At 67.6% G+C, this 24,186-nt stretch carries 22 protein-coding genes; 9 read left to right on the top strand and 13 right to left on the bottom strand.

Annotation, left to right across the window (positions count from 1 at the left end; translation table 11 throughout):
• Nucleotides 1–103 precede the first annotated feature (103 nt).
• Entirely contained in the window at nucleotides 104–1,474 is a 1,371-nt protein-coding gene (gene dnaB / locus ACIQ0W_RS12840) for a replicative DNA helicase (RefSeq protein ID WP_036294292.1), read from the bottom strand.
• Between the two features lie 571 nt (nucleotides 1,475–2,045).
• Here dnaB and ACIQ0W_RS12835 point away from each other — a divergent pair.
• Nucleotides 2,046–3,071 (top strand): hypothetical protein, encoded by a 1,026-nt coding sequence (locus tag ACIQ0W_RS12835; protein ID WP_396643132.1) that lies wholly within the window; start codon nucleotides 2,046–2,048, stop codon nucleotides 3,069–3,071.
• An 86-nt stretch (nucleotides 3,072–3,157) separates the two neighbouring features.
• Nucleotides 3,158–4,465 carry a chaplin family protein gene (locus tag ACIQ0W_RS12830; protein ID WP_396643131.1) on the top strand — a complete coding sequence of 436 codons (1,308 nt, stop codon included), beginning with the start codon at nucleotides 3,158–3,160 and terminating at the stop codon, nucleotides 4,463–4,465.
• A gap of 107 nt (nucleotides 4,466–4,572) precedes the next feature.
• On the opposite strand, the gene rplI is transcribed toward ACIQ0W_RS12830, so the two are convergent.
• The 5 genes from rplI to ACIQ0W_RS12805 form a co-directional block, all read right to left on the bottom strand.
• Complete coding sequence (gene rplI / locus ACIQ0W_RS12825; RefSeq protein WP_396643129.1) at nucleotides 4,573–5,025, bottom strand: 50S ribosomal protein L9; 453 nt, start codon at nucleotides 5,023–5,025, stop codon at nucleotides 4,573–4,575.
• A gap of 8 nt (nucleotides 5,026–5,033) precedes the next feature.
• Nucleotides 5,034–5,288 carry a 30S ribosomal protein S18 gene (gene rpsR / locus ACIQ0W_RS12820; RefSeq protein WP_036294263.1) on the bottom strand — a complete coding sequence of 85 codons (255 nt, stop codon included), beginning with the start codon at nucleotides 5,286–5,288 and terminating at the stop codon, nucleotides 5,034–5,036.
• A 54-nt stretch (nucleotides 5,289–5,342) separates the two neighbouring features.
• Complete coding sequence (locus tag ACIQ0W_RS12815; RefSeq protein WP_036294260.1) at nucleotides 5,343–5,855, bottom strand: single-stranded DNA-binding protein; 513 nt, start codon at nucleotides 5,853–5,855, stop codon at nucleotides 5,343–5,345.
• Nucleotides 5,856–5,860: 5 nt separating this feature from the next.
• The gene (rpsF, locus tag ACIQ0W_RS12810) at nucleotides 5,861–6,241 is read right to left on the bottom strand and encodes a 30S ribosomal protein S6 (RefSeq protein ID WP_036294257.1); all 381 of its coding nucleotides are present in this window, start codon (nucleotides 6,239–6,241) and stop codon (nucleotides 5,861–5,863) included.
• A 272-nt stretch (nucleotides 6,242–6,513) separates the two neighbouring features.
• A complete protein-coding gene (locus ACIQ0W_RS12805; RefSeq protein WP_396643128.1) occupies nucleotides 6,514–7,833 on the bottom strand; it encodes a glycosyltransferase in 1,320 nt (439 codons plus the stop codon).
• Between the two features lie 55 nt (nucleotides 7,834–7,888).
• On the opposite strand from ACIQ0W_RS12805, the gene ACIQ0W_RS12800 reads away from it, so the two are divergent.
• From ACIQ0W_RS12800 to ACIQ0W_RS12790, 3 genes are read left to right on the top strand one after another with little or no spacing between them, the layout of a single operon-like run.
• On the top strand, nucleotides 7,889–8,542 hold the full coding sequence (locus ACIQ0W_RS12800) for a TetR/AcrR family transcriptional regulator (RefSeq protein WP_396643127.1): 654 nt from the start codon (nucleotides 7,889–7,891) through the stop codon (nucleotides 8,540–8,542).
• A gap of 9 nt (nucleotides 8,543–8,551) precedes the next feature.
• A complete protein-coding gene (locus ACIQ0W_RS12795) occupies nucleotides 8,552–9,553 on the top strand; it encodes a hypothetical protein (RefSeq protein ID WP_396643126.1) in 1,002 nt (333 codons plus the stop codon).
• Entirely contained in the window at nucleotides 9,550–10,686 is a 1,137-nt protein-coding gene (locus ACIQ0W_RS12790; protein WP_396643125.1) for a hypothetical protein, read from the top strand. Before ACIQ0W_RS12795 ends, ACIQ0W_RS12790 begins: the two co-directional genes overlap by 4 nt.
• Nucleotides 10,687–10,700: 14 nt before the next feature.
• Here ACIQ0W_RS12790 and ACIQ0W_RS12785 read toward each other — a convergent pair whose 3' ends face one another.
• The 5 genes from ACIQ0W_RS12785 to ACIQ0W_RS12765 form a co-directional block, all read right to left on the bottom strand.
• Nucleotides 10,701–11,147, bottom strand: a complete 447-nt coding sequence (locus tag ACIQ0W_RS12785; RefSeq protein ID WP_396643124.1) for a cupin domain-containing protein — start codon at nucleotides 11,145–11,147, stop codon at nucleotides 10,701–10,703.
• Nucleotides 11,148–11,208: 61 nt separating this feature from the next.
• Nucleotides 11,209–11,598, bottom strand: a complete 390-nt coding sequence (locus tag ACIQ0W_RS12780) for a DUF779 domain-containing protein (protein ID WP_396643123.1) — start codon at nucleotides 11,596–11,598, stop codon at nucleotides 11,209–11,211.
• A 137-nt stretch (nucleotides 11,599–11,735) separates the two neighbouring features.
• Nucleotides 11,736–13,283, bottom strand: coding sequence for an aldehyde dehydrogenase family protein (locus tag ACIQ0W_RS12775; RefSeq protein ID WP_396643122.1), 1,548 nt, complete (start codon nucleotides 13,281–13,283; stop codon nucleotides 11,736–11,738).
• Nucleotides 13,284–13,441: 158 nt separating this feature from the next.
• On the bottom strand, nucleotides 13,442–14,782 hold the full coding sequence (locus ACIQ0W_RS12770; RefSeq protein ID WP_396643121.1) for a GAF domain-containing protein: 1,341 nt from the start codon (nucleotides 14,780–14,782) through the stop codon (nucleotides 13,442–13,444).
• Between the two features lie 71 nt (nucleotides 14,783–14,853).
• The gene (locus ACIQ0W_RS12765) at nucleotides 14,854–15,180 is read right to left on the bottom strand and encodes a winged helix-turn-helix transcriptional regulator (protein ID WP_396643120.1); all 327 of its coding nucleotides are present in this window, start codon (nucleotides 15,178–15,180) and stop codon (nucleotides 14,854–14,856) included.
• 79 nt (nucleotides 15,181–15,259) lie between these two features.
• Between ACIQ0W_RS12765 and ACIQ0W_RS12760 the strand changes: the two genes are divergently transcribed.
• Nucleotides 15,260–15,916, top strand: a complete 657-nt coding sequence (locus ACIQ0W_RS12760; protein WP_396643119.1) for an FMN-dependent NADH-azoreductase — start codon at nucleotides 15,260–15,262, stop codon at nucleotides 15,914–15,916.
• Nucleotides 15,917–16,076: 160 nt separating this feature from the next.
• On the opposite strand, the gene ACIQ0W_RS12755 is transcribed toward ACIQ0W_RS12760, so the two are convergent.
• Together ACIQ0W_RS12755 and ACIQ0W_RS12750 are read right to left on the bottom strand one after the other, a co-directional pair.
• A complete protein-coding gene (locus ACIQ0W_RS12755; RefSeq protein WP_396643118.1) occupies nucleotides 16,077–17,507 on the bottom strand; it encodes a CCA tRNA nucleotidyltransferase in 1,431 nt (476 codons plus the stop codon).
• Between the two features lie 31 nt (nucleotides 17,508–17,538).
• Nucleotides 17,539–19,086 carry a methyltransferase gene (locus ACIQ0W_RS12750; protein ID WP_396643117.1) on the bottom strand — a complete coding sequence of 516 codons (1,548 nt, stop codon included), beginning with the start codon at nucleotides 19,084–19,086 and terminating at the stop codon, nucleotides 17,539–17,541.
• A 148-nt stretch (nucleotides 19,087–19,234) separates the two neighbouring features.
• On the opposite strand from ACIQ0W_RS12750, the gene ACIQ0W_RS12745 reads away from it, so the two are divergent.
• The 3 genes from ACIQ0W_RS12745 to trxB all read left to right on the top strand — a co-directional run bounded on the left by ACIQ0W_RS12745 (nucleotide 19,235) and on the right by trxB (nucleotide 24,164).
• Complete coding sequence (locus tag ACIQ0W_RS12745) at nucleotides 19,235–21,466, top strand: DUF6049 family protein (RefSeq protein WP_396643116.1); 2,232 nt, start codon at nucleotides 19,235–19,237, stop codon at nucleotides 21,464–21,466.
• On the top strand, nucleotides 21,459–23,054 hold the full coding sequence (gene murJ, locus ACIQ0W_RS12740) for a murein biosynthesis integral membrane protein MurJ (protein ID WP_396643115.1): 1,596 nt from the start codon (nucleotides 21,459–21,461) through the stop codon (nucleotides 23,052–23,054). Before ACIQ0W_RS12745 ends, murJ begins: the two co-directional genes overlap by 8 nt.
• Nucleotides 23,055–23,168: 114 nt before the next feature.
• Nucleotides 23,169–24,164: a thioredoxin-disulfide reductase gene (trxB, locus tag ACIQ0W_RS12735; RefSeq protein WP_396643113.1), complete on the top strand. Its 996-nt coding sequence runs from the start codon at nucleotides 23,169–23,171 to the stop codon at nucleotides 24,162–24,164.
• The last annotated feature ends 22 nt before the right edge of the window (nucleotides 24,165–24,186 follow it).

Here is a 24,186-nt window from a genome sequence, read left to right as displayed (position 1 = left end):
ACTACATGCAGCGTTCTCAGGAACATGGCGGATCCGCCATTTGTCCGCCACTTCATCTGAGAATCCGCCATCTTCGCCGAGAACCTACACCTACGAACACAAGTCAGCCCGCGGGCGCCATGTCCGTGAAGCGCGAGAAGTGACCCTGGAACGCGACCGTCACCGTGCGGGTCGGGCCGTTACGGTTCTTCGCGACGATCAGGTCGGCCTCGCCGGCTCGGGGGCTGTCGGCCTCGTAGGCGGACTCGCGGTGAAGCAGGATGACCATGTCGGCATCCTGCTCCAGCGAGCCGGATTCACGCAGGTCCGAGAGGGCCGGCTTCTTGTCCTGCCGCTGCTCGGGACCACGGTTCAGCTGTGAGAGCGCGATGACCGGCACCCGGAGTTCTTTGGCGAGCAGCTTGAGCGCACGCGAGAACTCACTCACCTCTTGCTGGCGGCTCTCGACGCGCTTACCGCTCGTCATGAGCTGGAGGTAGTCGATGACCACCATCTTCAGGTCGGCGCGCTGCTTGAGGCGTCGGCACTTGGCCCGGATCTCGACGAGCGTCATGTTCGGGCTGTCGTCGATGTAGAGCGGCGCGTCGTTGATGCGGCCACGCGTCGCCGCGATCGTCGTCCAGTCGCGTGAGTCGAGCGTTCCCTTGCGCATCGTGTGCAGGGGAACCGCGCCCTCGGCACTCATCAGGCGCATCGCAATCTCGCTGCGACCCATCTCGAGCGAGAAGAAGATGGTCGGCAGGTTGTGGCCGATCGCGGCGGCACGGGCGAAGTCGAGCGCGAGCGTCGACTTACCGAGGGCGGGTCGCGCGGCGATGATGATCAGCTGGCCCGGGTGCAGGCCGTTCGTCAGGTCGTCCATGTCGGCGAAGCCGGTAGGAACGCCCATCATCTGACCGTCGCGCCCGCGAGCAGCCTCGATCTCTTCGACGGCCGCGTCGACGGCGACCGTCAGGGGAACGTAGTCCTCGGTGTTCTCGTTGCCGTTGACCGAGTAGATCTCGGCCTGGGCGTTGTTGACCAGGTCGAGTGCCTCACCCTGACCCGAGTAGCCCATCTGCACGATGCGGGTGCCGGCTTCGACCAATCGGCGCAGCAGGGCGCGCTCGGCGACGATCGACGCGTAGTACCCGGCGTTCGCCGCCGTCGGCACGATCGACGTGAGCGTGTGCAGGTAGTCCGCACCGCCGGCGCGTTGCAGCTCGCCCGTCTTGATGAGCTCGTCGGTGACAGCGACCACGTCGGTGGGCTCGCCGTGCGAGTAGAGCGAGAGGATGGCGTCGAAGATGAGCTCGTGCTTCGGCACGTAGAAATCGGGGCCGCGGAGCGTCTCGATGACGTCGGCGACGGCATCCTTGGACAGCAGCATGCCACCGAGCGCCGACTGTTCGGCAAGGGTGTCGTGCGGGGGAGTCCGTTCGGGGCCGCGGGGGGCTCCGCCCATGCGGTCCTCCGAGATGTCAGCGATCGACACCGCGCTCCCTTCTGCCGAAACCGGCTCCCCTCGCTTCACACGAGGGGAAATATGTCCGGCCCGTCTCGGGGCGCGGAGTACGTCATGCAGCCCTGACGAGCGCAACTCTTTCGGAAAACGCCGAGCGGGTGTGTCTGATCGCCGGGTCCCCCGTCAGCAGATCAGACACCTCCGACACTCGCCCGGAACGTCCTGTCCCGGCCTCCCCCGAAGTGCGCTCCCTCACGGTATGGGGACGTAGATTCGCCCGCAACACGGCCTGTGGATAACTTTGTGGAAACTCGGGCAGACACGCCGCTATGCCTGTGTATGAAGCCTGTGGACAACTACATGAGAGTCATCTCATGTTCACGTTTTTTCGCTGGTTGATCTGGGAATCATGGTTTCACACCCTGTGGAAACACGATGTGTTTGAAGCCCTGCTTGAAGGTTCGTCATTGAGGGTCGGGGTGTGCACAACCTGGGGACGTTTTGCGATACAGGGGTTTACGAACGCGAGCGCCCGGCGTAATCTCGCTGCCTACAACCGCATTGACGCACAAACCAGATTGTCCAACCGGGGGGTGAGGACATGAACGTTGACGTTGAACCACGACAGGGTCGATGGTCACGCTTGCTCTTGCTCGCGGGCGGAGTCGGTCTCGCGTGGTGCGCTCTCACCACCTTCGGTCAGTCCGCCAGCGCCTCGGCCGCGGAAGACGATTCGAGCGGTCTGCTCGGTGTCGTCAGCTCGACGGTGCAACAGACGACGTCCACCGTTACGGAAGTGATCGACACCGTCGAACCCGTCGTGGTCGATGTCGTGCAAACCGTCGTCCCGCCCGCTCCCGCACCGCAAGCACCCGCCGCGGCCTCCCACACGCCGATCGTCCAGGGCGTCGCGGATGCAGCCACGACGGCCGTCTCCGGAGTGGCTGGCGCCACGACATCCGCCCTCCACGGCACGGCCGACACGGTGGACGGGCTCACGGGTGTCGTGGCCGACTCGACCACGGGCATCGTTTCGAGCGTTTCGATCGGTCAGGTCCTCGATCCGCTTCTGACGACAATCGAGGGGCTCCCGCTGCTCGGTTCCGTGACTTCTGGCACGGGCCTGACGCACATCTGGGGATCGACCGCGTCCGCCGTGGACGACCTGCTCACGATGATTACCGGCACGGCCTCCACGATCGTCGGCAACCCGGCGCAACCGGCCACCGGAGGCATCCTGCCCCTTCCCGACACCTTGCTTCCTGGCGGCGAAACCCAACCGATACCGATGGTGCAACCGGTGGCCTCTGCTGCGCCACTCACGGCACAACAGATTTCAGCGTTCGGCGGATTCTTCGCCGGGGCATTGGTCATCGGATCGGTCGTGCCGATCTTGTCGGCATCGTCGACGGGCTCCGGACGCTCGGGCGGATGGCCGCAGGCGCCCTCAGGGCCCTCAGGGACGCCCGCGTTGCTGTCGGCCGGGGCGGCAGCCGCGGCGACGCTGTGGGCCGCTCTCGTCGAATTCTCGTGGCGTGCGCACCCGCACGGCGCCGCCATCCGCACTCTTTCGGACGACGCCCTTCCGGGCGCACCCGTCTTCGCCACCGACGTCTCTCCTGACTGACGGGGATCGCGTCGCGCACTCTCGCGCGACAGACGATCCGGTGCGCCGCTCGGCGCGCTGACACCCATCCAGTCAGGAGAATCATCATGCGTAGGACCATCAAGCGAGCGCTCCTCGGCGCTCTCATCGGAGGCGGACTCGCCTTCGCCGGGGCGACCGTCGCCCAAGCTGCGGAGACATCCGGAGAAGACGGCACGGCATCCGGCACCCAAGCACTCATCGGCGTCACCCTGCCGGTCACGATCGGCGGCAACGACATTTCGGTGCTGGGCGACTCGTCCAGCTCGGGAGCCGAGACGCCCGCAGTCGCCCCGGCACCAGCCACGCCGAGTGTCACCACCGGCGGCACGGACGGCATCGCGTCGGGCACCCAGGGCGTCGTGAGCGTCGCCGTGCCGGTCACCGTGGGCGGCAACGCCGTCTCTGTGGTCGGCGACAGTCAGTCGACGGATGCCTCGGCATCAGCACCCGCACCGGCCGCCGAGCCTGCTCCCGCGCCCGTCACGTCCGGTGAGGACGCGATCTTGGGCGGCACGCAGGCGATCGCGCCCGTCCAGGTTCCCGTCACGGTGAGCGGCAACGCGATCTCGGTGCTCGGCGACAGCCAGTCGAGCGACGCCGGAACCACGAACGGCACCTCGGGCACGGGCACGGGCACGGGCGCCAGCACGAACGGTGACGACGGCATCGCCGGCGGCACCCAGGTGCAGGCTCCCGTTCAGGCGCCGATCACGCTGGGCGGCAACGCCATCTCGGTAATCGGCGACAGCGAGTCGACGGACGCCGGCACGACGAACGTCACCACCGGAAACGGCACCGGAACCGGAACCGACGCAGTCACCACGGGCGACGACGGCATCGCCGGCGGCACCCAGGTGATCGCGCCGGTCGCTGCACCTGTCACGGCCGGCGGCAACGCCATCTCCGTCATCGGCGACAGCCAGTCGTCGGGATCTATGCTCGCCGCCCCGACCGCGGGCGGCACCGACGGCCCCACCACCAGCGGCACCGAGGGGACCCTCGGAGGCAGCCAGATCGTCGCTCCGATCGAGCTGCCCCTGACGCTTGGCGGCAACGCCGTATCGGTCGTCGGCGACAGCACCACGACCGGCCCGACGAGCCCGGTTGTGCCGACGGATCCCACCGACCCCACGGACCCGACCGACCCCGGCGCGCCGGGAACGGAAGAGCCCGGTGACGGCACGTCTACGACGGGCGCAACCACGGTCGGCTCCACCGCCGGTATCGGCGCGGCCACCGCGGCCCTGTCGGTCTCGGCGCTGGCCGTGACCGGCTCAACGCCGGGCGGTCTGTGGATCGCACTGCTCGCGCTCATGACGGGTGCGACGCTCGCGATCACTGCGGCGCTTCGCCGCCCCACCGCGCGGGCCTGATCGTGCGGGCGTGCGACCGAGGGGTACGCGCCCACACAAAAAGGCGGATGCCGCGGAACCGACCCGAGAGGGCTGGTTCCGCGGCATCCGTTCCGCGCGTTGCGGTACTACTTTGCAGCAACCACCAGGAGGGTGATCACGGCGGTGAGGTCGTCACGCAGGCGAACGGTCGCCTCGTGCTCGCCCACCGACTTGATCGCCGAGGTGATCTGGATCTTGCGCTTGTCGAGGTCACCGAGTCCGGCAGCCTTGACGGCATCCGCGATGTCACCGGTCTTGACCGAACCGAACAGGCGCCCTTCGGCACCCGCCTTGATGGCCAGGCGCACCTTGGCGCCCTCGAGGGCGTCCTTCAGGGCGACGGCGGACTCGTGGTCGTGGATCGCGCGCGATTCGCGGGCGGCCCGGATGGACGCGACCTGCTTTTCGCCACCGCGGCTCCAGGCCACGGCGAATCCCTGGGGGATGAGGTAGTTCCGGGCGTACCCGGCCTTGACATCGACGATGTCGCCGGCGCTACCGAGCCCGGCGACCTCGTTCGTGAGAATCAGCTTCGACATGGTGCTCCTTAACGACCCGCGCCGGCGTAAGGCAGGAGCGCCATTTCGCGCGCGTTCTTGATCGCGGTCGCGATCAGACGCTGCTCCTGCACCGAGACACCGGTGATACGACGGGCGCGGATCTTCCCACGCTCCGAGATGAACTTGCGAAGCGTGGGAACATCCTTGTAATCGATGATGCCAACGCGAATCGCCTTGGCGGGTGCAACAACTTTCCCGCCCTTACGAGGCTTGCGGCGGTCGCCGCTCGACTTTCCAGCCATAAGTGGTCTTCCTTGGTTGTGGTGGGATGCCTGGGCCACAGGCATCCGAAATGCTTAGAAGGGGGTGTCGTCGCCGTAAGCGCCAGGAGCGCTCCAGGCTTCGCCACCGGCGTTGCCGGTGCCAGCAGACGAGGAAGCGGAAGGCGTTGCCCAGGGCTCCTCAGCAACCTGCTGACGACCCTGACCGCCTCCGCCGCCACCGCTTGCGGCACGCGTGACCTGAGCGGTCGCGTAACGCAGCGAGGGGCCGATCTCGTCGACCTCGAGTTCGATCGACGTGCGCTTCTCGCCCTCGCGCGTCTCGTACGAACGCTGCTTCAGGCGGCCGGTCGCCATGACCCGCATGCCCTTGGTCAGCGAACCCGCGACGTGCTCGGCGAACTCGCGCCAGACCGACGCGCGAAGGAACAGCGCTTCGCCGTCCTTCCACTCGTTGGAGGCACGGTCGAAGTTGCGCGGCGTCGACGCGATCGTGAAGTTCGCGACGGGGAGCCCGCTCTGCGTGTAACGCAGCTCGGGATCGGCCGTGAGGTTACCCACGACGGTGATGATCGTCTCGCCGGCCATCGCGGTTACGCGTCCTTCTTGGCCTTGGCGGGTGCGGCAGCCTTGCGGGCGGCCTTCTCTTCAGCGCGCTTCTTCTCGGCCTCGACCTGAGCAAAGCCCTCTTCCGCACGCAGCACCTTGGTGCGCATGACGGCTTCGGACAGCTTCAGCTGACGGTCGAGCTCCTGAGTCGCGGCGCTGGTGGCCGTGAAGTTGACGACGGCGTAGATGCCTTCGTTCTTCTTCTGGATCTCATATGCGAGACGGCGGCGGCCCCAGATGTCGACGTTGTCGATCGAGCCACCATCGTTCGTGATGACCTTCAGGAACTTGTCGAGGCTCGGGGCGACCGTGCGCTCGTCGATCTCGGGATCGAGGATGACCATGAGTTCGTACTGGTGCGTCACTAACCCACCTCCTTCGGACTAGAACGGCTGCCGAGCATCTCTCGACAGCAGGAGGGTGTGTGCATGTCGTCACGGTTTCGCGGACGGGCCGCGGCCGGACAACCTTCGTAGTCTAGCGGATGTCTCGCGGCAGGCCCAACAGTGCCGAGCGACGGTCGGACAGTACTCCGGGATACTTCGCGCGTTGACGGCGCCCGCATCCCCAACGAGCGCCTCCGGGCACATCTCACCGGAGTACTGTCCGCCCCAATCCCACCGGGAGCGCCGACGAACTACCGTCGGCCGGTTTCGGCGGCCGCCCGGTCGAAGCCGGCCAGCACGGCATCCAGGCCCGCAAGGCCGGGTGCCTGCGCAATCTCGGCGGCGAGCGCACGCGCGCGATCGCGGTACGAGCCGTCCGAGATCACCCGCTGCACGGCGGACGCGACCTGCGCGGGGGAGGGCCGGTTCGTCTTGAGGTTGATACCCGCACCCGACCATCCGACGCGCGCCGAGACCTCGACCTTGTCTTCGGTCTGCCCAGCGACGACCAAGGGCACTCCGGCTCCCAGCGCTTGCTGCACACCCCCGTATCCTCCGTTCGTCACCATGACATCCACGGCCGGGAGCAACTCGTCATAAGGCAGGTACTCGGCGACACGCACGTTGGCCGGCAACTGTGCGGGCAGACTGTCCCGCGGCCTGCCGCCGGTCGAAACCACGACCAGCGCATCGGATGCCGCAAGCGCCGCAATACTGGGCAGCACCAGTTGCTCGAAGTCGGTGTTGGCGATGGTGCCCTGTGTGACGTGAACGACGAAAGGCGCATCGGCAAGCTCCTGCCACCAATCCGGCAGCGCGGCTTGTGCCGACGACGCAGGCAACGGACCGACGAAGCGGACGGAATCGGGCAGGTCCCGCCGCGGGTACTCGAAGCCGGGCACGGTGAACTGCACCACCGCGTCGGCGTCCCCCGACCACGCAAGGATGAACTCCCCGAGCGGACGGCCGACTTCGCGACGGCTCATCTCGTCCGCCTCACGCTGGACGCTTCCGAAGATCATCTTCTCGGCCACGTGTGTCAAAACGGCATTGCGCAGACGCCCCAATGGGCCGGCCAGGGGAGTGACCCCGAGGCCGAACGGCGCGACATCTCGGCTCTTGACCCCCAGGGGGAAGATACCGAGCGCCACGATCGGCGGTCGTTGCGCTCGGGGTAGGCGTTGCAGCAAAGCGACACCGACGAAGAGGGGCTCGGTGATGATCGCCTCGACCCGCACGCTGGACAGCACGTGCCGAACGGCGGCGAGCTGCGCAGCCCCGGGGCGTACGAACAGATTGCTGACGTCGAACCTGAGCGCCGCGGGACCAGTCAGTCCGACGCGCTCAGGAAAGGCGGCATTCGCGTCATCGAGATCGACGTCCGCTTCATCGGGGAGGGGGATGAAAGTCGCCCCTGCTTCCGCGATCCGTTCGGCATAGCGTGCGCTCGTCATGAAGAGGACGTCGTGCCCAGACGACAAGAGGTGGCGTGCGACCCCTAGAAGAGGCACGACATGACCGTGCGCGGGCGTGCACGTGATGAGGTAGGTGGACACGGTGATTTCCTTCACGTAGTTTGAATGTACCGTTGAAGTATTCGACACACCTTTAGGAAAGTCAATAGTCATGTCGCAGACCTCATCGTCGACCACGGATCCCACTCCTCGGATGTACCGATCGGAGCTGCGGGCGCGTCAGGCCCAGGAGACGCGTCAGCGGATCATCGAAGCGGCGGTCCTCCGCTTCGCGGAGAGCGGCTACCAGGCCACGACGCTCTCCTCCATCGCCCGCGAGGCCGGCGTATCGACCGAGACCGTCAAGACCGCCGCGTCGAAGGCGGAGCTCCTCCTCGCGGCCTTCGAAGTCACCTTTTCGGGCTCGGAATCGGCCGAGTCCCTGAAAGACACCGAGGTGGGCGCCGGAGTGCTCGAACTTCCGGACGAGGCTCTCCTGCCCACCGTCCTCACCCAGATCGCGGGCGCCAACGCCCGCGGCTTCGCCCTGTGGACGGTCGTTCTCGGCGCAGCACTCTCCGATGAGGTCGTGAACGCCGCTCTACAGGACATCCTGAAGCGACGACGCGCGGACTACGTGATGCTCATCCGCGAGCTGGTCCGGCGCGGCCGGACGAACGTCGTCGATGTGGAATCGGCGGCCGATGCGCTCTCATTCCTGCTCTCGCCGGAGAGCTATCAGCAACTCGTCGACCAAGCGGGCTGGACAACCGACGCCTACACCGACTGGCTGCGCGACGCGGTGGATGCGCAGCTGCGTGGGTAGCGTGGCCGTATGGACTGGATAGCGGACACATCGCCGGGGGATTGGCTGCGGGAGCGGGTCGATACGGCGTGGACGGATGCCTCGGCCATGCACACCGTCGTGCCCCGCGGCTTCCCGGCGTACGCGCGGATCTTTCACCCCGCCTCCCGCTCGCGGCCGGTCGGGCAGCCCTGGCCGCCTCTTCCCTATGACGATCACGCTCGGGCGTGGGCGGCATTCGGACGATCGCAGCCCCAGATCGACACCGAGAACGTCACGTGGGCACAGACGGCGACGACGTTCGAAACGCGGATGCATCCCGAGGCGCAGTGGAACCGGATCGTCGGCGCGCACGACCCCGAGCAGGGGTGGCAGCAAGTCCGCGGTCCCGAGGGTTGGCAGTACGACGCACCGGGCGAAGGACGGATGGATGTCGCGCAGCTGGCCGCACTCGCCCGGCTTCTCTCCCCGGCGACCACGACGCCTCACCACGGATATGCGGGAGTGTGGGAGGGCTACGGCGGTCTCGTCGGGTTCATGGGCGAGACACCCTCGCGCGCGGTCCTGACCTTTTCGGCGGATCCGACCGTGGATGACGACGCGTCGCTGCAGGACAGGCACCGCGCCATGCTCGGGCCGAGCACGCGCGACCCCTTCAACAACGTCTTCCGCAAACCCACGTGGCAGCCGGGCCTCCTCTCGGACGAGATCTCGCGCGGCCCGCGTCTCGAGCTGCCGCAACGGTCCTACCTCCTGTTCTCGGCGGGCGCGACCGCGTTCACGGATGCTTCGTGGCCCGATCTCGCGCCATGGGTCAGCCCCGACGAGGCGCGCGCGTGGGCGCAGACGCCGAACGTCATGTGGCCCGCCGACCGCGCGTGGGTGGTCGTCAGCGAGATCGACTTCGACTCGACGGTCGTTGCGGGGTCCGCCGAGTTGATCGCGGCGATCTGCGCTTCGCCCGGTCTCGAGGCACTTCCCCTCCGCGAGGGTGCCGACCTCACGTGGGACGGCGACGAGGTCAACCGGTGAGCGGTGCCGGGCCCGCGGCATCCTTTCCCTTCGATGCACGTCCGCTGATCGAGCCCGTCCGCACCGCCGACATCCGTTCCTTCACGAATCGTCTGCGGGCCGAGGGACGTTTGGGGTCAGCGTTTTCGGGGACCCAGGGTGTGCAGCTCGTTCTTCTGATCGTGGTCGGCGGGGTTTTCGCCCTGCTGTTCCTGAGCATCTTCGGCACCATCGCCGGCGCGATGGTGACCAGCGGTTCGGTCGGCTGGCTGTTCGTCCTCCCTGTTCTGCTCATCCTGGCCGCCATCGGCGCGATCGTGTGGCTCGCCATCCGTCTCTATGCCGGGGGGCGCGAGCGCTGGTACCGACTCGCTCGCTTCGCCGAGGCGAACGCGATGTCCTACGTGCCGAGCCTGGCCGATCCCGGACTGCCCGGGATGATCTTCAGCCAGGGCCACTCCCGCGCGGCACGCGATCTCGTGCGGGGCGACAGCCCGCGCTTCGTCGAATTCGCGAACTATCGCTACGTGACGGGGTCGGGGAAGAACCAGTCGACGCACAAGTGGGGTTACGTCGCCATCAAACTCGACGTGCCGCTGCCGCACATTCTGCTCGATGCCGTCGGCAACAACGGTTTGTTCGGATCGAACCTGCCGACGTCCTTCGATCGCGATCAGCGGCTGGGTCTGGAGGGCGACTTCGACAGGTACTTCTCGCTGTTCTGCCCGCGCGGGTACGAGCGCGACGCGCTCTACCTGTTCACACCGGACATCATGGCCCGGTTCATCGACAACGCCGCCGAGCTCGACGTCGAGATCGTCGACGACTGGCTGTTCCTCTACGCCAAGCGCGACCTGTCGACCCTCGACACCGCGACGTGGGCGTGGCTGTTCGCCACGGTCGGCGCGCTGCTGGAGAAGTTCGCACAGTGGTCACGGTGGCGGGACGATCGACTGGCAGCGGATGCCTCGGCCCGCGGGGTCGGTGCGGTTGCGGCCGGGGGCATCGCCGATCCGTTCACGGCGGCGCCTGATCTCCGGCCGCCGCCCGGCGTCGCGCCCGAGGGACGCCGGCTCAAGCGACGCGTCTCGGTGCTCGGCATCGTCGCGGTCGTCGTCTTCGTCGCGATCTGGGCTGTGACGATCTTCCTCTGACCTATCGCGGCGGGTCAGTCCGCGAGCCGCCAGTCGTCGAAGCTGAACCCGGGCGAGACGATGCAGGTGACGAGCACCTCCGTCTCGCCCGCCAGGCGCGACGTCTGCCAGACTCCGGCGGGCACGATTCCCTGGGCGACGTGGCCGGCGGCGTGGTCCGGGCCCAGCAGGATCGACTCGGTCTCGGCGGGGGCTTCACCCGCGCCGCCCAGCCGCAGTTCCAGCGTGCCCGGTCCGTGCCACAGCCAGATCTCATCGCTCGACACGACGTGCCACGCGCTCTCTTCGCCGGGCGTGAGCAGGTAGTGGATGCAGGTCGCCGCCGGCCTCTCGCCGCCCGGGGTCTCGACCGGCACCTGGGCCGCCCACGTGCGGCGGAACCAGCCCCCCTCGGGGTGCGGCGCCAGGTCGAACCGCCGGGCCGTATCGGGACGTTCGTCGAGGGATTCGGTTTCGCTCATCGCTCCCGCGCTCCTGCTCTCGTCGTGGAACGGCCGCCTCACGACGTACGGAGCGGCGTTCTTATCGCAGGTCGAAGTATTGCAGTTCCGCCTCGCTCAGCATTCGTGACCGGATCAAGAACCGCATTCCGGTGGGTCCTTCGACGCTGAAACCCGCCCCGCGGCCCGGCACGACGTCGATGGTCAGGTGCGTGTACTTCCAGTACTCGAACTGCGACTCCGACATGTAGATCTCGACGGGGTCATCAAGCCCGACGTCGATCGCGCCGAGCAGCACGTCTGAGGGCCCGGTGATGAACATGCCGACGGGGTAGCACATGGGTGCGCTACCGTCGCAGCATCCGCCGGACTGATGGAACATCAGCGGCCCATGCTGCAGGGTCAACTGCCGCACCATGGTGGCCGCGGCATCCGTCACCGCTACGCGTTCGTTCATCGTTGCCCGGTCCATGTCACTGTTCTCCTTCGGTTCCGGTTCGCAATTCAGTCTGCGCGCGAGCCGCTAGGCACCCCAGGCCCGTCATTCCGGGCCAAGCGGCCTGAGCGATCTACGCGCAGACTGAATTGCGAACACGAAATGACCCTGACTTAGAAGAAGCCCATCGGCCCCTCGGCGTACGACACCAGCAGGTTCTTCGTCTGCTGGTAGTGGTCGAGCATCTTCAGGTGGTTCTCCCGCCCGATACCGGACTGCTTGTACCCGCCGAACGCCGCGTGCGCGGGGTACTGGTGGTACGTGTTCGTCCAGACCCGACCGGCCTCGATCGCCCGACCCGCGCGGTACGCGATGTCACCCGAACGGCTCCACACACCGGCACCCAAGCCGTAGAGGGTGTCGTTGGCGATGTCGATCGCGCCGTCGAAGTCGTCGAACGAGGTCACCGAGACAACCGGTCCGAAGATCTCCTCCTGGAAGATCCGCATGTCGTTCGTGCCCTCGAACACGGTCGGCTGCACATAGAACCCGTCCGAGAGATCGCCGCCGAGATCCACGCGTTCGCCACCGGTGAGCAGCTTCGCGCCACCGGCCTTGCCGATGTCGATGTAGCTGAGGATCTTCTCGAGCTGGTCACTGGATGCCTGGGCCCCGAGCATCGTCGCGGGATCGAGCGGGTTGCCCTGCACGATCTTGCCGACGCGGTCCAGCCCGTCGCCGAGGAACTGATCGTAGATCGAGTGCTGGATCAGTGCGCGTGAGGGGCAGGTGCAGACCTCGCCGCCGTTCAGGGCGAAGAACGTGAAGCCCTCGAGCGCCTTGTCGTAGTAGTCGTCGCGTGAGCGGGCGACGTCTTCGAAGAAGACGTTCGCGCTCTTGCCGCCGAGCTCGAGGGTCACGGGGATCAGGTTCTGCGAGGCGTACTGCATGATCAGGCGGCCCGTCGTGGTCTCTCCCGTGAACGCCACCTTGCGGATGCGCTTGTGCTGCGCGAGCGGTGCGCCGGCCTCGATGCCGAACCCGTTGACGATGTTGACGACACCGGCGGGGAGCAGGTCTCCGATGATGTCGAACAGGAACATGATCGACGCCGGGGTCTGCTCGGCGGGCTTCAGCACAACGCAGTTGCCGGCCGCGAGCGCCGGGGCGAGCTTCCACGTCGCCATGAGGATCGGGAAGTTCCACGGGATGATCTGCGCGACCACGCCGAGCGGTTCGTTGAAGTGGTACGCGACGGTGTCTTCGTCGATCTGGCTGAGGGAGCCCTCCTGTGCCCGGAGCACGCCGGCGAAGTAGCGAAAGTGATCGACGACCAACGGGATGTCTGCGGCCAGGGTTTCGCGGACGGGCTTGCCGTTATCCCACGTCTCGGCCACGGCGATCATCTCGAGGTTCTGCTCGATGCGGTCCGCGATCTTGTTGAGGATGTTGGCGCGCTCGGCCGGCGTCGTCTTCTTCCAGGACTCGAACGCCTTCCACGCGACATCCACGGCACGATCGATGTCTTCGACCGTGCCCCGACCGACCTCGCAGAACGGCCTGCCGTTCACCGGGCTCAGGTTCTCGAAGTACTGCCCCTTCACCGGTTCGACGAACTCGCCCCCGATGTAGTGGCCGTAGCGGCTGCGATATTCGGCGAGCGCCCCGCGCTGCCCGGGGGCTGCGTAGACGCTCGAGACGCCCTCTTCGACGATGGTCATGTCTGTCTCCTTCGACGTGTCATGAGTGAGCGGCAGGCGGTGCCGCGATCTGCGTCGACGGTAGGCCGCGCAACGTTGCATCGCGTTGCGCGGGAACGGATGGCTCGGCCTCCTCGGGCGTTGAGCGAGCCGTAGGCGAGACGAAACGCCGACCGGGCTCAGTCTTCGAGCCGGGCGATCCGCGCGACCAGACCCGCGCGCCGGGGCGAACGTGCCGGCAGCAGACTCAGGCACAACCGCAGCACCTCGACATCTTCGACGGCGTCCTCGGTGTCGGCGTACGCGAGCAGGACATCGACGGATGCCTCGGCCATCAGTGCTTCGCGCAGCGACTGGCGCACACCCTCCCGGATCTCCTCCACGCCCGGCGCGACCGAGTCGGGCAGCACCGCACCGCGATAGGCGGCGAGCGCGACCCGATGGGCGCCACGGTCGAGCAGCGACAGCACGTGTTGGGCATCCGTCTCGAGTTCGGGCCCCAGGCGATACGGTCGCGAGGCCGGAACGAGATGGGGAGCCGTGCGCTCGAGAACCTTCCGGAGTCGAACCAGCTCGGGCCGGAGCGTTTCGGCCGCGGCGTTCTCTCCGTAGACCAGACCGGCCAGCCGGTCGGCCGAGAGGCCCTGGCGATGCGTCGCGAGGATCAGGAGGATCTCGGCGTGACGAGCGCTCAGTTCGCTCACCCGGTCCGATCCGTCACCGGCAACCTCGAGCAGCGCCCGGTCTCGCCCGAGCACGCGCAACATCGACCGCACGACCTCGGGCCGCGGCGCGCGATGTCGAGGCCGCCGCGTCTCGGCAATATGCGGGGGAGCGGCCGCCCGCGCACGCAACCGCGCAACGAGCAGTTCTCCTTCGACCGCCCGCGCCGTCGCGTCCACGAGCAGTTGCGCCTGCGGAGTGACCGCGCTCGACCCGCCCGTGACGTCGATGACGCCCAGGATGCGTCTGGTTTCTGGATCGTGGACCGGTGCCGCTGTGCAGCTCCACGGCTGGACGAGGCGGTTGTAGTGCTCGGCGCCGCGAATCTGGACCGAGCGATCCAGCGCCAAGGCGGTCCCCGGCGCGGCGGTACCCACCGCGGACTCCGACCAGTTCGCGCCGGCGACGAATCCCATGTCGCCCGTCAACGCGCGCACCTGACGGTCGCCCTCGACCCACAGCAGACGCCCGGCGGCATCGCCCACAGCGACCGCCACTCCCGAGTCCGCGGCATCGCCGGGCAGCAGGAGCGCACGGATCATGTCGAGCACCTCGGCGAGTGGATGTGCGCGCCGATACTCTTCGAGCTCGGCCGGGCACAGTGCCACAGGCGGAAGCGCCTCGGCGCCGACGAGTCCGGCCAGTGACCGGCGCCAGGAGTCGCGCACCAGTGGGCGGACGTCGAGCAGACGCTGGTCGGCCGAGTTTCCGCGCACCAACTCGTCGTGTGCGCGCTCGATCAGCAGGCGCGACGTCTCGGGCGAGACCTCGCGCCGCGAAGACCACGGCGATGACATGCGGACCCCATCTGCATTGACGGTCCGCACAGGCTACCTCCGGAAGGAACCCGCGCCTAGGCGTCGGAGGGCTAGGACAGGTTGCCCGCCGCCCATTGCCCGAGCTGGCCGAGGATCGGCAGCAGTCGTTCGCCGCTGTCGCTCAACGCGTACGCAACGGCGGTCGGCGGCCCGGGGGTGACCGTGCGCACGACGAGACCCACCTCAGCCAGTCCGGCGAGACGCTCCGACAGGACGGCGTCGCTGATGCCCGGCACCGCCCGGCGGAGGGCTCCGAATGTCGACGCGCCACTTCCGATGGCCGAAACGATCATCCCGTTCCACCGCTTACCGAGTACCGAGAATGCGAGCGTTACGGCCGCGTCGCAGACATGAAGCTCATGCTCGGCGGACGTCATAACTCCATCGTACAAGTGCTACAGTCTCCGGAGCCGCTATGTTTTATTTAGTAGCTCCGAATTCCAGATTGGACACCGCATGACCACGCTGTTCCGGCTCGACGCGAGCATTCTGCCCACCACCTCTTCGAGCCGCGCGCTCGCCGATCTCGTCGAAACGGAGTGGCTTTCAACACATCCGTCATCCGACGTCGTCCGTCGTGACCTCTCGGTCGAACCGATTCCCGCGACAGCGTGGGCGGATGCCGTCACCTCCAACTTCGCACCCGAAGCAGACCGCACCGACCGGCAGCGCGCGGCACGTGCCCTCGCGACGGAAATCGCCGACGAACTCGTTGACGCCGACGCGCTGCTCTTCGCCGTTCCCCTCTATAACTACGGGGTGTCGCAGCACTTCAAGGGATGGTTCGACCTGGCCTACACCGATCCGCGCATCGACCCGCAGGGAACCGCGCTGCGCGGCAAGCCCGCGACCCTCGTGACGGTGCTGGGCGGGAACTACGCACCCGGTACGCCGAAAGAGGGTTGGGATCACTCGACCGCGTGGCTGCGACGCGTTCTCGAGGATGTGTGGGGCCTGGATCTGCGCGTCGTGGAGCGTCCGTTCACTCTCGTGGGCGTCAACCCCGCCCTCGATGCATTCACCGAGGTGGCCGCCGACCTGAAGCAGAACGCCGAGACCCACGCCGTGCGATCGGGCCGCGAAATTGCGGGGCTCGCCGCGTCCAGAAGCTGAGGCGCCGCCGTCCGGGCTTGTGGGGCAGGTTGGGTGCTGTGGGGCACGGCAGAACCTGCCCCACAGCATGGAACCTACCCCACTTCGCGTCCGGCTCACCGAGTGAGATCGACCGGGTGGACCCATACGGGCCGCTAAGCGGACGAGCCTGGCGCAACGCTCAGGAGGACCGAGCGGCCCACCACGCGCGGAGCCGCGCCTCGGCCTCGGCCTCGCCGAGGACCCCGTCATCCAGTCGCAGGTCGAGCAGGAAGCGGTACGCCTCTCCCACCTCGCGCCCCGGAGGGATGCCGAGCACCTCTTGAATGCGGTTGCCGTCGAGCTCGGGGCGGATCGACTGCAATTCCTCTTCGGCCTCGAGCACGGCGATCCGCCGCTCCAGGTCGTCGTAGGCCGTGCGCAGCCGCGTCGCCTTGCGCTTGTTGCGGGTCGTGACGTCTGCGCGGGTGAGGATGTGCAGGCGCTCGAGCTGGTCACCGGCATCGCGCACGTAGCGCCGCACCGCTGAGTCGGTCCATGCGCCCTCCGAGTACCCGAAGAAGCGCAGGTGCTGGTCGACCAGATGCGTGACGGCGGCGATCGTGTCCGAATCGAACCGCAGGGCTTGCAGGCGCTTGCGTGCCAGCCGCGCCCCGACCGCGTCGTGATGGTGGAAAGTGACCCCACCGCCCGACTCGAGCTTGCGCGTCGCGGGCTTGCCGATGTCGTGCAGCAGAGCGGCGAGGCGGAGGGCGACATCCGGATCGGCACCCGGGTGGCGCTCACCCTCGAGGTCGATCGCCTGCTTCAGCACGGTCAGCGAGTGCTCGTACACGTCCTTGTGGTGATGATGTTCGTCCACCTCGAGGCGCAGCGCTGGCAGTTCGGGAAGGAACACGCCCGCGAGTCCCGTTTCCACGAGCAGACGGATGCCTCGCACCGGATCCTTCGTCTGCAGCATCCGGACGAGTTCGGCCTGGATGCGCTCCGGACTGACGATCGAGAGGGTGTCTCGCATCGCGGTGATCGCCTCGATCGCGTCGTCGGCGACGATGAAGCCCAATTGAGCCGCGAACCGGGCCGCCCGAAGCATCCGGAGCGGATCGTCGCCGAAGCTGACGGCCGGGGCGACGGGAGTGCGCAGCACCTGATCGAGAAGATCTTCGACGCCCGACGTCGGATCGACCAGCTGCGGGCCGGGAACCCGCAGCGCCATCGCGTTGACCGTGAAGTCACGGCGGAGCAGGTCGTCCTCGAGCCTGTCCCCGAACTCGACGACCGGTTTGCGTGTTTCTCCGTCGTACTCGTCGGCGCGGTAGGTGGTGATCTCGACCTGTTCGCCGCGGACGCGGGCGCCGATGGTGCCGAACGCGCGGCCGATGTCCCACTGCGCGGTGCTGATCGGCTTGACGATGCGCAGGATGTCATCCGGCCGCGCATTCGTCGTGAAATCGAGGTCGTGCGTGGGTCGGTCGAGCAGCGCGTCTCGCACGGGCCCGCCCACGATCGCGAGTTCGAATCCGGCGCGCTCGAATGCTGCGGACAACTCCGCCACAACGGGCGACGCCGCAAGACTCGCGAGTCGGCCGAGGCCCTCGGCCATACTCACCATGTGAACCAGCCTACCGACGCGGGTCCGACACCTACGCGGACGGCGATGCCGCACCTTCGGCGAAGGTCAAGAATCCGTCGTCGAGCAGACCGCGAACGCGGGGGAGAAGATCGGTGCGCAGGGCCTCCGGGTCTACCTCGAGCAACTCCGCGATCGCAGCGATCAAGCGACCCACCGGCAGGTCACCGTCGCTCGCACCGACGAGTGCGGCCAGAGCTGGGTCGACCGCGAGGGTACGTCCGAAGCCTCCGCCCTGACGCAACTCGATGACACTCGGATCCTCCGCGCCGGGCAGATAGTGTCGCGCTTCGGTGACATCCCCGGCAACCAACAGCACAGCTTCCTCCAGCTCACGGTCGCTCAGCTGAGCCTGTCGGTCGTGCGCACGCAGACTCTCGGAAAGATGCATTCCCAAAGCGGCATTCGGCCCGATCGCGCCCTCCACCCGTTCGAATCGCAGGAGTGCGGGGCTGCCCTCGACCCTTCGGCGCAGCAGGATGTAGCCGAAGCCGACCTCGCGCACGCCACGCGCCTCGAAGTCGTCCAACCACGCCGCCAGCATCGTTTCGAATTCGTCTGTGCCGGGAACGGTGCCGCCATCGCGGATCCAGAGTTCGGCGTACGCGATCGGATCCATCCGGTCCCGTTCGATCACCCAGGCATCCAGGGGAACCGGGGATGCCGCGACCCAGTCACGCACGCGGTGCAGGCCGTCCTGTCCGTCGACGTACTCCCAGTTGCCGAGCAGTTGTGCAGTTCCTCCGGGCACGAGGTGCACACCGGCCGCCGTGACGATGTCCCGCACCAGGGCGTCACCCGTCAGGCCACCGTCGCGATACTCGTACGCGGGCACATCCGCGCCGCGCGGTGTGATCACGAACGGCGGGTTCGACACGATCCGATCGAAGACCTCACCCTGCACCGGGGCGAACAAGCTGCCTCGCAGCGTGCGGATTCCGTCCACCGCGTTGAGCTGCGCGTTCAGGCGGGTGAAACGTAGTGCGGCCTCTGAGATGTCCGTCGCCGTCACATCGGGACTGTCTCGGCGCGCTCGCAGGGATTGAATGCCGCAACCGGAACCTAAGTCGAGTACACGAGCGGCGGGTGTCGAGAGCTGCAGTCCGGCGAGCGTCAGGGAAGCCCCTCCCACGCCGAGGACGTGGTCCTCCGGGAGAGCGCCCGGTCGCACTGACTCGTCGATGTCGCTCGCGATCCACCATTCGCCCGCACCGTGCTCATCGACGTATGCCTGCGGCCGTATCATCACGGACGGCGTAACGGTTCCCGCGCTCAATCGGACGAGACCGAGCTTCTCTGCACCGGTGATCGTGACGTTCGACAGGGCCGCACGCGCATCGGCTTCACGAACCGCGCTTCCGAGAAAGAAGAGGCGGGCAAGAACGGCGACGGCCGAGTCCGTTGTGGCGACCTCTCGACGTGCAGGAAGCGCCCGGCCGCGCCCGATCGCCTCGTCCGCCGCGACACCCCAGAGCGCACGCAACCGCGCGCCGGTGTAGCCGGCTGCGGCCAGGTCATCGGCGAGCGCGCGCGCCAGGGCCGGATCGGGTTCGGGGATCATCCCTCCATTCAACCGTGCCCGCCAAGGAACCGTGCCCGCCAAGGAACCAAGCCCGCCAAGGAACCAAGCCGCCGATGGTCGTGAACCGTGCTGACCCACGGCGATGCACCGGGGACGCGAAGGAGGGCGCCGTAGAATCGGCCCGAATGTGCGAACTCTCGCACTCGATGACAACCCCGGACACACCGTGAAGCACCTCTTCTTCGGCTCCGGCGTGCGGCGCGGTCCCGCGCCCGGAGGGCTCGGCGTGCGGCGAGACACGATCCACCACCGTCTCGGCACCCCCGCCAGGCGCGGTGGTGTCGAGCGCCTGCGGACCGTTGCCCTTGTCGCGGTCACCGCGGCCCTCGTTCTCGCCGGTGCGTCGGGCGCTGTCGCATCACCCGGTCCGACCCCGACGCCCACGCCCGCCGAGCCGACCCTCGTTCTCGCACCGCTCGCCCACGGAGTCGTAGCGGCCGGCGGCGCACTGACCGCCACGATCGAGGTCTCCAATCCGACCGACACGGCTCTCGAGCCGACCTCACTCGCGGTCGAGCTCAGCGACAGCCCTCTCACCTCGAGCGCCGAGCTCGACGAATGGATCGACGACGGCGAACTCGTGGCCGAGACATCCGTGATCGATCGCCCCGCCGTGCCCTCGGTGATCGCGGGTGACAGTGAGATCGTCGTGTCAACGGTTGCGGTCGAGGCATTGGCAGGACGCGGGCCCGGTGTGTACGCACTGTCGGCGACCTACGGCGGGGACCTCGTCTCACGAAGCGCCATCGTGCTCCAAGGCGAAACGCCCATCACCGCCGCGATCGGCGTCATCGTCGCCGTGGCGGCCGGCCCGCAGACGGATGGGCTGCTCACGGGGGAAGAACTCACCACGCTCACAGGCACCGACGGTCGCTTGACCGACATCCTGTCGGCCGTCGCCGGAACGTCCGCGATCCTCGCGATCGACCCCGCACTGCTCGCATCCATCCGGGTTCTCGGGGATTCCGCGCCACCCAGCGCACTCGCGTGGCTGGACCGGCTCGGGGCCCTGCCGAACGAGCGCTTCGCCCTGCAGTTCGGGGACGCGGATGTCTCGGTCCAGGCCGATGCGGGACTCACCACCCTCCTCGAGCCCACGAGCCTCGACTACGCCATGTCCGCGGACGACTTCGCAGATGTGACGGCCACCCCCGCCCCGGACCCCACGGCCACCCCGGATGCCGATGCCGAGGACGGCGCAGGCACCGACACGGTCACGTTGCCGGACCTCGACGAGTTGCTCGCCGTACCCGGCGCTCGGGCCACGCTGTATTGGCCCGCTCACGGTCGCGCCGACGCCGACGCCGTGAGTGGGCTGGCGCAGCAGCCCTCGGCGTCGGGCTCTCCGGCGACCACCCTGCTCAGCTCTGCCGCGACCCAACGAGCCGAGGCCCGCGCCGCCGCTTCGACCGCCGAGGGCGCACCACTGCTCGTGTACGAAGCGGGTACATCGAGCGCGGTGCGGGCGACGGCCGGAGCAAAGGAGGGCAGCACTCAGGCCGCGTCGGCCCTCATCTCCGCACAGATCGCGATCGAGGCGTCGAGCCCGAGCGGTCCTCTGGTGGTCACGACGGAACGGATGGCTGAACTCGGCACCACATCGCTACGCGCAGCGATCGATACGGTCTTCAGCTACCCCGGCGTCGTTCCGGCCACGCTGAGCGCCCTCCTGAGCGCGGAGCCCGCCGGTGCCCAGGTCACCGCACAGGCCGACGAGGTCGCCGCGGCGCGTTTGGACACCCTCCTGGCAGGTGAATCGATGATCGCCGACTTCTCGTCGATCATCGACGACCCGTCCCTGCTGACCGCGCCCGCGCGATCCGCGCTTCTGCAGCTCATCGGTGCCGGCTGGCGCGACGATCCGGAAGCCTGGCAGGCCGCCCTCGCCGCGCATGCCGAGGTGACGACGACAACACTCACGTCCGTCGCGATACAAGAGCCGAGCACCGTGCAACTGGTGAGTCCCGAGGCCGTGCTGCCGTTCTTCATCCGCAACGATCTCCCGTTCGTCGCCAATGTCGTCCTCGTCTCGACGCCCGACAACCTGCGCCTCGATGTCGAACGGACGCTCACGGTTCGAGCCGAGCCGGGCGTCAACACGCGGGTCGAGGTTCCCGTCCGCGCGCGAGTGGGAAGCGGCGAGGTGACGATCGAACTGCGCCTCCTGAGCCCCACCTTCGAGCAGGTCGGGCCGGTGCAGCGGGCTCAGGTGACCGTTCGCGCCGAGTGGGAGCGCATCGGCATCATCGGACTGGGTGCCATCATCGTCCTGTTGCTGGGTGCGGGCTTCATCCGCACTATCCGCCGACGTCGCCGCACGCGCGCCGCCGAGAAGGCGGCGGACGCCACCGATGAGTAGTCTCGGCCGCGCCAGCGCGATCCTCGGAGCGGGCACCCTCGTCTCACGTCTGACCGGCGTCGTCCGCTCGATCGTCCTCGTGGCAGCCGTCGGCTCGGTCGGGAGCGGTGCCGCGGATGCCTTCACGATCGCCAACCAGCTCCCGAACAACATCTACGCGATCATCTCCACGGGCATCCTGACCGGGGTGCTCGTGCCGCAGATCGTACGCGCGGCGAAGCATGCGGATGGTGGGGGAGCTTTCGTCTCCAAGCTCCTGACCCTCGGCACCGTCGTCCTCGTCGTGGTGACGGGGCTCGCAACGCTCGCCGCGCCGCTCCTGGTTCAGCTTTATGCCCAGTTCGCGGGCGAGAAGTTGGCGCTCACGATCGCTCTCGCCTACTGGTGCATTCCACAGCTCTTCTTCTACGGCCTCTACGCGCTGGTAGGGGAGACACTGAACGCTCGCCGCGTCTTCGGCCCGTACACCTGGGCCCCGATCGTCAACAACATCGTCTCGATCGCGGGTTTCGTCGCGTTCATCCTGCTGTTCGGACCGGAGCGTAACGACGTCCTGACGTGGACACCCGACATGATCACGCTTCTGGGGGGCACCGCGACTCTCGGAATCGCGGTTCAGGCGGGCGTCCTGCTGCTGTTCTGGCGTCGTTCGGGTCTGCGCTTCCGTCCGGACTTCGCCTGGCGCGGCATGGGTTTGCGCACCATGGGCACCCTGGCGTGGTGGACGTTCTGGATGGTCGTGGTGGGACAGGTCGCGGGGCTCGTGCAGACCCGCGTCGTCAGCGCGGCCTCCGATGTCGCTGCGTCCGCGGCGACCATGGCATTCGCCTGGTTCATCTTCATCCTTCCGTACTCCGTGATCGCCGTATCGATCGGAACCCCCTACTTCACGCAACTCAGCGAGCATGCGGCGGCGGGACGGGACGACGAAGTTCGCGCCGACCTCGGCGCAAGCATCCGAACGATCAGCTTCTTCCTCGTGGGCGCCCTCGCCGCCGTCGTCGCAGCCGCAGTTCCCGTTTCGCGCATTTTCAGCAACAGCGCTTCGGATGCCGCGGCCACCGCTCTGGTGCTCGGTGCATACCTCGTGGGCCTGGTCCCACTGTCGATCCTCTACGTCGTGCAGCGGACCTTCTACGCCTACGGTGACACGTTCCGCCCGTTCGTCTTCACGCTCGTCCAAGCCGTGCTCGTCGTCGTCACTGCGCTCCTCGCCGGCGCCATTCTCCCGCTGGAATATCTCGCCGCGGGAATCGCGCTGGGCCAGTCCCTCGCAGGAATCGTCCAGCTCGCAATCGCTTTGCTTCTGCTCCGCGGCCGACTCGGCCTGCTGGGGCTTCGTGCACCCGCGCGCGCGCTCGGCCGGTTCTTCCTCGCCGGGGTGCCCGCGGCCACCGGCGGCTGGGTTCTCTTCCTGCTTCTCGGGGGTTTCGAAGGGTGGACGACCTCGTCCATCTATCTCGGGGTTGCGGGGGCCGCACTCGTCGGCGGAGTGACGCTGGCGGTGTACGTCGCGATCCTGGCGGTCATGCGTGCGCCCGAGCTCGCGGTTGTCGCTCCGCTCCTCCGCCGGTTGCGGCGACGCTGAGCCGACGAGAACTGCGTTCACGCCGCGTTCCAGCACGTGGAATTCACCGAGGCCTGGAATGCCGCCGGACTACCATGGGTTGAAGCCCAGAGACAAGCAAAGAGGAGACATACAGTGCGTCACGTGATCATCATCGGATCGGGTCCTGCGGGCTTCACCGCGGCTACCTACGCGGCACGCGCCAACCTCTCACCTCTCGTTGTGGCGAGTTCGGTCGAGGTCGGCGGAGAGCTGATGAATACGACCGAGGTCGAGAACTTCCCGGGATTCCCCGAGGCGATCCAGGGCCCCGAACTCATGGCCAAGATGCAGGAACAGGCGGAGAAGTTCGGCGCCGAGATCCTGTACGACGATGTTGTGGAGCTCTCGATCGACGGACCCGTCAAGAAGGTCAAGCTCGGCAGCGGCGCAGAGCACGAGGCCGCCGCCATCATCTACGCCACCGGTTCTGCATACCGCAAGCTCGGACTGCCGGGTGAAGAGCGCCTGTCCGGGCACGGCGTCTCATGGTGCGCCACGTGCGACGGCTTCTTCTTCCGTGACCGTGTCATCGCCGTTGTCGGTGGAGGGGACTCCGCCATGGAAGAGGCCACGTTCTTGACCCGCTTCGCGTCGAAGGTCTACGTCATCCACCGCAAGGACACCCTGCGGGCGTCGAAGATCATGCAGGAGCGCGCCTTCGCGAACCCCAAGATCGAGTTCATCTGGAATGCCGAGGTTGCAGACATCCTCGGTGACGAGGCCGTTTCTGGCGTCATTCTGCGCGACACGACGGATGGCACCACCCGCGAGCTGCCCCTCGAAGGACTGTTCGTCGCGATCGGAAACGACCCGCGCACACACCTCGTTCACGACAAGCTCGAGCTCACCACCGAGGGCACGATCTGGGTCGACGGACGCTCGTCGCGCACCTCGGTCCCCGGTGTTTTCGCGGCTGGTGACGTCATCGACCCGACGTACCGCCAGGCCGCCACGGCCGCCGGCTCGGGTACTGTCGCCGCGCTCGACGCGGAGCACTATCTGGCCGCGCTGGACGACGCGGGAGCACCCGAAGCGGATGTCGCGCAGATCGATGGACTGCCCGAGGCAGACCCCGTCAGCGTCGGCTGAGACCGACCGCGGAACATTCGAG

It is taken from the genome of Microbacterium sp. (assembly GCF_044340635.1).
Classification (GTDB): domain Bacteria; phylum Actinomycetota; class Actinomycetes; order Actinomycetales; family Microbacteriaceae; genus Microbacterium.
This window is presented reverse-complemented; position numbering and strand designations above follow the sequence as displayed.